The sequence below is a fragment of the Streptomyces corynorhini genome, assembly GCF_003346515.1.
Classification (GTDB): domain Bacteria; phylum Actinomycetota; class Actinomycetes; order Streptomycetales; family Streptomycetaceae; genus Streptomyces; species Streptomyces corynorhini.
In genome coordinates, this window is the sequence record NZ_QQNA01000101.1 from 1 (window position 1) to 8,689 (window position 8,689).

Here is an 8,689-nt window from a genome sequence, read left to right on the forward strand (position 1 = left end):
GCCCGGCTGGCCCGTTCCGCCGTCGCGCGCAGGAGGCGCCCGCCGGCGGAACGGGCCAGCCGGGCATGGGCCAGCCGCTCGAACACTGAGGACCGGATCATGCGGTAGCTCAGGGGCGCCGGGTCCACGATGCGCGTGTCACCGCCGGTGCCGTGTACGCGCAGCCGGGGCCAGGCGGCGCACACCGCCTCGTCGAAGTCGCCGGTGCCCTGCTCCCAGTAGCACCAGGTGCGTTCCGGGGCCCGCCGGGGGCCGTCGGGCGCCTCCACGACGGTGACGGTGCGCGAGCCCGTCGCCGTCAGGTGGTGGGCGAGGCTGAGTCCGGACGCGCCACCGCCGACGATGACGACGTCGCACGCCTCGCGGTAGGGGGCATCGGGGCGGCTCACCTGACGCGCCGTTCGCCGAGGGGGGTGGCGTCCGGTGCCGTGCGCGGCGGCTCGGCGACGGCCACGGTCAGGGCGCCGCCGAGGTCACCAGGCGCACCGGCCACCGGCTCACGCGCCGCGTTGAGGTCCACGTCTGTCTCCCGTTCGCAGGGGGGCGACCCTCTTCGTGGCACCGCCGGGAAGGCACCGCCCGGCCCACCCGGTCTGTCCGGTCGTCGGGTCTGTCCGGTCGCCGGGTCTGTCCGGTCGCCGGGTTGTCCGATCGCCGGGTCTGTCTGGTCGCCGAGTCTGTCTGGTCGATCCGCCTCTATCCGGTTGTCCGGTCGATCCGGTCTGTCGGGTCGATCCGGGTCTGTCGATCCGGTCTGTCGGGTCTGTCGGGTCTGTCCGGTCCGCGGTCCGGCCGCCGGACGCGGCTTGCTCGGTCGCCGTCGGTCATCCGCGCGCCAGATCGCCGAGCACCTCCCGCGCCGCCCGCGTGCCCGACGCCAGAGCGCCCTGGACCGAGCCCGTCGCGCGGTGGTCTCCGCAGACGTACCGGCCCCGGGCGAAGCGCGTCGTACGGCTCGGCGGCCAGGGCGGCTCCATCGCGGGCAGCGCCCCCTCGACGGTGTAGTCGGCCACCGGGCACCAGCCGCTCGTGTCCGTGCGGTACAGCTCGGCCAGGCGTCGGCGCACCTCCGGCTCCCTGCCGGGCCGGTCGGGACCCAGCACGGACGTCGAGACCAGCGCGGCGCCGGGTGGCCCGTACGTGGCGGCCACCTCGGTCGGTACGCACGTGTTGAGGACGGCGCCGGTGCTGTCCACCACGAGGGTCGGCTCGGCCAGGGGGGTGCGGGCGGCGGCGTGGTAGTACGTGGTGACCGTCCGCGTGGGCGGCACGGCCAGGCCCGGCAGCAGCAGGGCCGCGCGGGCCGCGTCCGTCGCCACCACCACCGAGGTCGCGGGAAGTTCCCGGCCGTCGGCCAGGAGGACCCCCGTGCCGGTGACCGCGTCGACGGGCGCCTCCAGGCGCAGCACGCCTTCGGGCAGGTCGCGCGCCAGCTGAGCGGGCACGGCGCCGATGCCGTCGGCGGGAAGACACAGCGTGCCCCTGACCATGCTCCGCCAGACCAGATGGAAGAAGCGGGCCGAGGTCTCCAGCCGGTTCTCCAGGAACACACCGGAGAGGAACGGCCGCAGGATCTCGTCTACCGTGCCGGCCGACATCCCGGCGCGCGACAGGGCGGCGGCGGTGGACCGGTCAGGGCGCCGTTCGATCGAGCCGACGGGCAGCAGGGCGTCCCGCGCGGTGAGCGCCGCCAGCGCCGCGAGGTCCCGGGCGGGCAGCGCCCGTCCGGGCAGCAGCGCCCGCCACTCCCCCGGCTGCCGGGTCGGGTCGGACAGCCGGACGGGACCGGTCGGGGTGTGCGCGACGATCCCGGGTGTGAACGGGCGCAGCCGCAGGGCCCGAAGGTTCAGGCGCCGCTTCACCTGCGGGTACGAGGTGTTGAACACCTGGAAGCCGCGGTCCAGCAGGAACCCGTCCACCTGGTCCGTGCGCATCCGGCCGCCCACAGCGTCGGACGCCTCCAGCAGCACGACCCGCCGACCGGCGCGGCACAGGTCCAGGGCGCAGGCCAGGCCGACGAGCCCCGCACCGACGACGATGTCAGGACTGCCACGGTGCCGAGCGGTCATGGCCCTCTTCCTTCGATGCCTTCAATGCCTTCGCTGCCTTCAATGCCTTCGCTGTCTTCAATGCCTTCGCTGTTTTTGCTGTCTTCGCTGCCTTCGCCGCGTCACACCCGCGCAGAGCCGGACCTGCCCGTACCCGCCCGCGCTTCCCTATCTATATCTATTCATTTACACCAAAAAACGCACCTTCGTCGTCGGCACGCCACCCGCCCGCAGCCCCGCGAGCCGGGCATCCCCCGCGGCGGGTACCCGCCGCGGGGCGCCCCGGGGGCGGCCGGGGTACGGTCGGACGCCGCAGCCGGTATGGGCCATCCGCTCCGGAAAGGGTGGGCCGCCGCATCGCGAAGACGCTCTCGGGTTTCCTTCCGTCTCCGCCTCCGCCTCTTCCTCCGCCCCTTCCTCCACCTCTTCCTCTGCCCCTTTCCCTGTCTCCGTCCCTGCCTCCTTCGCTGTCTCTTTCTCGCTCGCCTCTCGTACGTTTCCGGCCAATAACTGGAGCCGTCGCCGTCGGTCCCGCGCTATCCGGTGAGCGTGATTCCGGATAGCGGAGGGGCCCTGACGCCTGCACCGGAGTCCTCCCCTCCGGGGGCGTGCGCCGCGCGCGGGGCGTCGGCGGCGGGGGTCGTGTTCGCCACCGGGAAGGCCGCCCACGCGGCGGGCGGCGGGAGTGGCGGCCGTGCCGGGCGGGCACGGCGGGGCGTCGCGGCGCGTGGCGCGGCCGGACCGTGGGCGGCACCCCGCCCCGTTCCCCGCGCAGTTCAGCCGCCGCTTCCCCTACAGAGTGGTGAATTCCGTCAAATGTCCGGCGCGGTCGGCAACGATCTCCCAGGGACTCAGCCCGACCGGAAGACGCGTTCGGCGCCGCGAATGCCAAAGCGAAGCGGGGAACCCCGGGCGCCGCGCCGACGCCGCCCGGCTTCGCCACCCTCCGCGTGGTGATCGCGGAGGGCGGACGCGGCACCCACCGCCGGTCCCGAAGCCGCCGTACGGGGCCCCGGAGCGGCCCTCGACGCTCGTGCGAAATCGAACCGGCCCTCGTCCGGGGGCCCTTGTCCTCCACATCACCGCCTGGTTAAGCTCCCGAGCGTTTCAATTCCTACACCTTTTCTACGCATCTTTATGAAGTGTGACGCTATGTCGCATGCGATCTCGCCTGCGGCTTCGAGGGTGACGGCGGCAACGGGGAGGGCGAGGCATGGGATCTTCTGTTCCCGGCACAGGGACCTCGCGCGACCAGGCCGTTCCGGCTCCATCGGCGCTGATCGAGGAGACCGGGCCCACCAGCCGCGACGTGCGGCTCTTCTGGTGCGCGAACGCCGCCGACTCCCTGGGCAGCCAGGCGTCCGGGATCGTCCTTCCGCTGCTGCTCCTCGGGCTGGGCTACTCGCCCGCGGTGGTGGGGCTGGTCGCCGGGGTGTCCACGGCGACCGGTCTGGTACTCGGCCCGCTCGTCGCCATACCCGCCGACCGTGGCGCGCGTAAGCGGGTGATGTTCTGGTCGGCGGTGGTCTCGGCGCTCGCCATGGGCTCCGTGGCCGTGACCCTGGCCGTCGGGGAAGGACGGCCTTCGCTGATCCAACTGCTGGCGGCCGTTCTCGTGGAACGCACCGCCACCGCCTGCTACGACGCGGCAGCGCGCGGCACGGTGTCGCTGATCTCCACGTCCGGGGACCTTCCGCGCGTGGTGGCCGGGCTGGAGGCGGGCGACCGGGGCGCCCTGATCGCGGGCCCCGCTCTGGGCGGCATCCTGTACCAGGTCTCACGCGCGCTGCCCTTCGTGCTGGACGCCGTCTCGTACGCCGTCACGGCCGTGTGCGTCCGGGCCATGCGCTCGAACCTGCGGGCCGACGCCGTGGACCGGGCCGACGCGGTGGACCCGGCCGACGGCGGGTCGGAGGCGGGCGGGAGCACGGCCCAGGACGGCCCCGTACCTCGGTCCGAACCACGGTCCGCACCTCGGTCCGCACGCGGCACCTGGTCCGCGCTGGCCGCCGAGACGAGCGCCGGAGTGAGGCTCGTCCGCACGACACCCCTGCTGCGGCTGGTACTTGTGTGGACCACCACCGTCAACGGAGTACTGGCCGCGCTCTACTACGACGCCGTCTTCAGCTTGCAGGCGAGCGGCCACGGCAGCGCACCCATGGGGCTGGTACTGGCGCTGTCCGGCGCCGCCGGACTCGCCGGTTCGCTCGCCGCGCCCCGGCTGGTGCGCGAACTCAGCCCCGTGCGGGCGGTCGTGACGGTGTCCTGGCTCATGATCCCGCTCGCCGCCGCGCTCGCGACGGCCGGGGGGCCGTGGGCGTACGGCGCGCTGTTCGGCGGGTTCTGCCTGATCATGCCGCTGGCCACCGTCATCCTCCAGGCTCGGGCCATCCAGGGGACGCCGCCCGGACTGCAGGCCCGCGCGGGCTCCGTGCTCGCCACCGCGGCCGGTGGAGCCGCCGCCGTGGCGCCCGCGCTCGCCGGGTTCCTGACGGCTCACGCGGGGGCCGCCGTACCCGCGCTCGTCTCCGCCGCGGTGCTGGCCCTGCTCGCTCTGTACACGACACTCGGCGCGGAACGCGTACGCGCGCCGGGCGCAGCGCCGAAGGGCGCCCCTGCGGGAGACGGCTCCGGGGGGCGAGGCGTGTGACCGGCTCGCGCTATCAGGTCTACCTCGCCGCCCTGCCCGAGGTCTGCGCCGCCGACCCGGCGCTGATGGCGTTCACCGCGGACGCGGACGGCCGGTGCGAGGTGTTCGCCTGGGACGCCGGGGCCGGGCGCGCCCGGCAGGTCACCGACCGGCCGCGGGGCACCGCGCACGGAACGATCGACCGCGACGCGAACGTGTGGTGGTTCGACGAGGACGCGCACGGCGCGGGGCACTGGCGGTTCCAGCCCTTCCGCGGCGGCCCCGACCTCCCCGGACTGACCGGTGTGCCACCGGGTACACCGCGCGGCCTGGCCGTGAGCGACGACGGGATCGTCGCCATCGGGCTGGGGGACGGCCGGGCGACCTCCGTCCACCTGGGCCGGCGCGGCGCTCCCGCGCGCGAGGTGACGCGCGTCGACCGGCACGCCACACTGTCCGGGATCACCGCCGGGGCCGGCCTGCTGGCGATCGGCGGCCCCGCCGGTTCCGCGCACGCGGTGACCGTCCTGGCCACGGACGGCACACCACGCGCCGTGCTCTCCGGCTCCGGAGAGCACGGCAGACTCTGGTCGCTCGGCTTCGCGCCCACCGCGGAACGCGACGAACTGCTGCTGGTGCGCGAGACCGACGACCGCTATCTGCTGTCCAGTTGGCGGCCGGAGACCGGGATCCGTACGTACCCGTGGTGCGCGTTCGACAGCGAGATCACCGCCCGCTGGTATCCGGACGAGGACGAGAGACGCACCGTCCTGATCCGCGAGGACCGCCACGGCCGCAGCACACTGCACCGGGCCCGCCTCGACACCGGCACCCTCACGCGCGTGCCGACACCGCCCGGCAGTCTGCTCGACGCGGCTCCGCGCGCAGGCGGCGATCTGCACTACCTGTGGACGGACACCGCTCATCCGCCGCGTATGCACTCCACGGCCGGTACCGCGCTGCCCGCCCTCGGCACCGTCCCGGGGCGTGTGCCGGGCGACCACCGCGACCTGTGGACGCCGACCCCGGACGGCCCCGTGCACACATGGCTCAGCCTGCCCGAGGGCCACGGCCCGCCGGAGGGTTCCGCACTCCCTCGGAAACCCGAACTACCGCAGGACGAGGTCTCCGAGAGCCGGTCGAGCGAGGAACGGTCGAACCAAGAGCGGTCGAGCGAGGGACGGTCGAACGGGGAACGGTCGAACCGAGAACGGTCGAGCCAGGAACGGTCGAGCCAGAAGCCGACGGCCGGGAAGCCGACGGCCGGGGAGCCTGCGGCCGAGGGGCGGAGCGCGCCACCACCCGTCGTTCTCCTCGTACACGGCGGTCCCGCCGACCACGACCGCGACGCCTACGACGGCGTCGTGCACTCGCTCGTGGCCTCGGGCTTCGCCGTCGCGCGTGTCAACTACCGCGGCTCCACGGGCTACGGCCCCCGCTGGCGCCGGGCCTTCGGCGCGGGCGTGGGGCTCACCCAGGTGGAGGACCTGGTGGCCGTACGCGCCGACCTGATCGCGCGCGGACTGGCGCACCCGGACGCCGTCGGACTCTGGGGTACGTCCTGGGGCGGCTACCTCACACTGCTGGCCCTCGGCACCCGCCCCGGGCTGTGGCAGGCGGGCGTGGCCGTCAAGCCCGTCGCCGACGGCGTCGCCGCCTACCGCACCACCACGTCCGCGCTGCGCACGCTGGACGAACGCCTGTACGGAGGCACGCCCGACGAGGTGCCCGAGGCGTACGCCCGCAGCTCGCCGATCCGGTACGCCGCGCGCGTGCGGGCACCGCTGCTGGTCGTGGCCGCCACCCGGGACGCCAAGTGCCCGCCGGGCCAGGTGCGCGGCTATCTCGCCGCGCTGGTGGCCGCGGGAGCCCGTCACGAGTCGATGTGGCTCGACAGCGGGCACGACGGTTACGAGGGCGGCGACCACGTCGCCGTACTGCGCCGCGCCGTGGTCTTCCTCGACCGCGAGCTGCGCGGCACGCGCGGAACACACCGCGTCCCCAAGACGCCCCCCGCCGACCGGAGGGGGGATTCCGGCCGCATCCGTACCGCGGCGGTGGCCGGGACAGGTACCGCCGAACACACCGAGAGGAGAACCGCCCATGCAGAAGGACATCATCCACAACGACCCGCTTGAGGGTGACGAGGAGAACCGGAAGCCGAGCGTCGGCGTCACGGTCACCATCCCGTTCCGCAACGCGGAAGACGCGGAAGAGGACTGATCCTCGCCGGCCGGCCCGGCGGCCACCGAATGCCGGGCCGGCCGGTCCCCCCGCCACCAGGGGAATTCCCTCGCGACGGGGTTGTCAGATCCGATGAGGGCGATCCGACGGTGGCAATCCGACCGTGGCGGGCGGGCGCCACCATCCGGACCGATCGCCCGATCAGCCCGGCCTCCCGTCCCCCGTCTTCCGTCTTCCGTCTTCCGTCATCCGGTCGTCTTCCGTCATCCGGTCGTCCCACGAGGAGCTGAAATGCGCGTATTGCTGGTCAACATGCCCTGGTCGCCCATCGACCTTCCGTCGCTGGCCCTGGGAATCCTCAAGCGGAGTGTGGACGAGCACGTGCCGGACGGCAGTGCCGAAGTCCTGCACGCCAACCTCGAATTCACCGACTGGATCACGCGGCGCATGGAGTTCACCGCCGAGGACTACGAGTACTACGCGCTGGCCTCCTACTTCATGGGCTGCGGCGACTGGGTCTTCTCCTCCGCCCTCTACGACGACCCGGACTGGCGGGACGACGAGTTCACCGCCGCGATGAAGGGGAAGCTCGGCGCGTCCCGGATGCGCATGACGCGCGACCTGCACCGGCTGGTACCGGAGTTCGTGGCGGAGATCGCCCGGCGGATCGTCGACGAGGCACCCGATGTCGTGGGCTTCACCTCCACGTTCCAGCAGAACACCGCCGCACTCGCGGCCGCCCGCCAGGTCAAACGGCTCGCGCCGCACATCGTGACCGTCGTCGGCGGCGCCAACTGCGACGGCGAGCAGGGCGCGACCGTCCACCGCAACTTCCCGTTCGTGGACTACGTGATCCGGGGCGAGGGCGAAGCCGCGTTTCCCCGGCTCCTGTCCGCGCTCGGTGCGGAACACCCGGACCTCTCCACCGTCGCCGGGCTGTGCCACCACGGCCCGGACGGTGTGAGCACCGCCAACGCGATGGCCACCAGTCCCCTGCCGCCCGCCACCATCCTGCCGCCCGACTACAGCGGCTACTTCGAACGCCTCGGCGCCTCCGTCGCCCGCAACTGGGTCGAACCCAAGCTCGTCGTCGAGGGGGCCAGAGGCTGCTGGTGGGGCGAGAAGCACCACTGCACGTTCTGCGGACTCAACGGTTCCTTCATGCAGTTCCGCAGCAAGAGCCCGGACACGTTCTACGAAGAGATCATGGATCTCGCCCGGCGTCACCGCGTGCTGGACATGTACGTCGTCGACAACATCCTCGACATGGGCTACCTCTCCACCGTCCTGCCCCGGATCATCGAGAGCGGCTTCGACCTGCGGCTCCACATCGAGATCAAGGCCAATATGCGCCGCGCCCACCTCCGTACGCTCTCCGACGCGGGCCTGATCTACGTGCAGCCGGGCATCGAGAGTCTGAACAGCCGCGTACTGGACCTGATGGACAAGGGAGTCAGCGGCTGCCAGAACGTCCGTATGCTCCGCGACGGCGCCGAGACCGGCCTGTCGGTGTCCTGGAACTATCTGCACGGCTTCCCCGGCGAGAGCGCGGAGGACTACGACCCGGTCATCGCGCAGATAGCGGCGCTGGAACACCTCAACCCGCCGGTCGACCTCTCGGCCCGGATCGCCATCGAACGGTTCAGCCCCTACTTCAACCGGCCCGAGCTGGGCTTCTCCGGCCTGCGCCCGGAAGCCCACTACCGCTTCACCTACGACCTGCCGGAGGAGGAACTGTACGGCCTCGCCTACGTCTTCGAGGCACCGGAGCGCGGCATCGGCAAACCCACGGTCACCGCGCTCAACGCCGCGCTCCGGTGCCTCGAAG

The 8,689-nt window shown here is 72.9% G+C and carries 6 protein-coding genes; 3 read left to right on the forward strand and 3 right to left on the reverse strand.

The features are described 5' to 3' along the window. From DVH02_RS14375 to DVH02_RS14380, 3 genes are all read right to left on the reverse strand, one after another. Positions 1-389 (reverse strand): FAD-dependent oxidoreductase (locus DVH02_RS14375; RefSeq protein WP_114624206.1); only part of this gene is annotated, 389 nt, incomplete at its 3' end. Next, positions 386-520, reverse strand: a complete 135-nt coding sequence (locus tag DVH02_RS36740; protein WP_267899058.1) for a hypothetical protein — start codon at positions 518-520, stop codon at positions 386-388. The genes DVH02_RS36740 and DVH02_RS14375, both read right to left, overlap by 4 nt. Positions 521-824: 304 nt before the next feature. Beyond that, positions 825-2,069, reverse strand: a complete 1,245-nt coding sequence (locus DVH02_RS14380; RefSeq protein ID WP_114624207.1) for an NAD(P)/FAD-dependent oxidoreductase — start codon at positions 2,067-2,069, stop codon at positions 825-827. 1,192 nt (positions 2,070-3,261) lie between these two features. Here DVH02_RS14380 and DVH02_RS14385 point away from each other — a divergent pair. The 3 genes from DVH02_RS14385 to DVH02_RS14400 all read left to right on the forward strand — a co-directional run. Next, positions 3,262-4,698, forward strand: coding sequence for an MFS transporter (locus DVH02_RS14385; RefSeq protein WP_114624208.1), 1,437 nt, complete (start codon positions 3,262-3,264; stop codon positions 4,696-4,698). After that, entirely contained in the window at positions 4,695-6,815 is a 2,121-nt protein-coding gene (locus tag DVH02_RS36095) for an alpha/beta hydrolase family protein (RefSeq protein ID WP_233518225.1), read from the forward strand. Before DVH02_RS14385 ends, DVH02_RS36095 begins: the two co-directional genes overlap by 4 nt. 337 nt (positions 6,816-7,152) lie before the next feature. Beyond that, the coding region (locus DVH02_RS14400; protein WP_114624209.1) for a RiPP maturation radical SAM C-methyltransferase at positions 7,153-8,689 on the forward strand (1,537 nt) is incomplete at its 3' end.

Bases quoted from the DNA above. Each gene is read 5' to 3' on its own strand.
- DVH02_RS14385 (WP_114624208.1), top strand. From the start codon at position 3,262: ATGGGATCTTCTGTTCCCGGCACAGGGACCTCGCGCGACCAGGCCGTT.
- DVH02_RS14380 (WP_114624207.1), bottom strand. From the start codon at position 2,069: ATGACCGCTCGGCACCGTGGCAGTCCTGACATCGTCGTCGGTGCGGGG.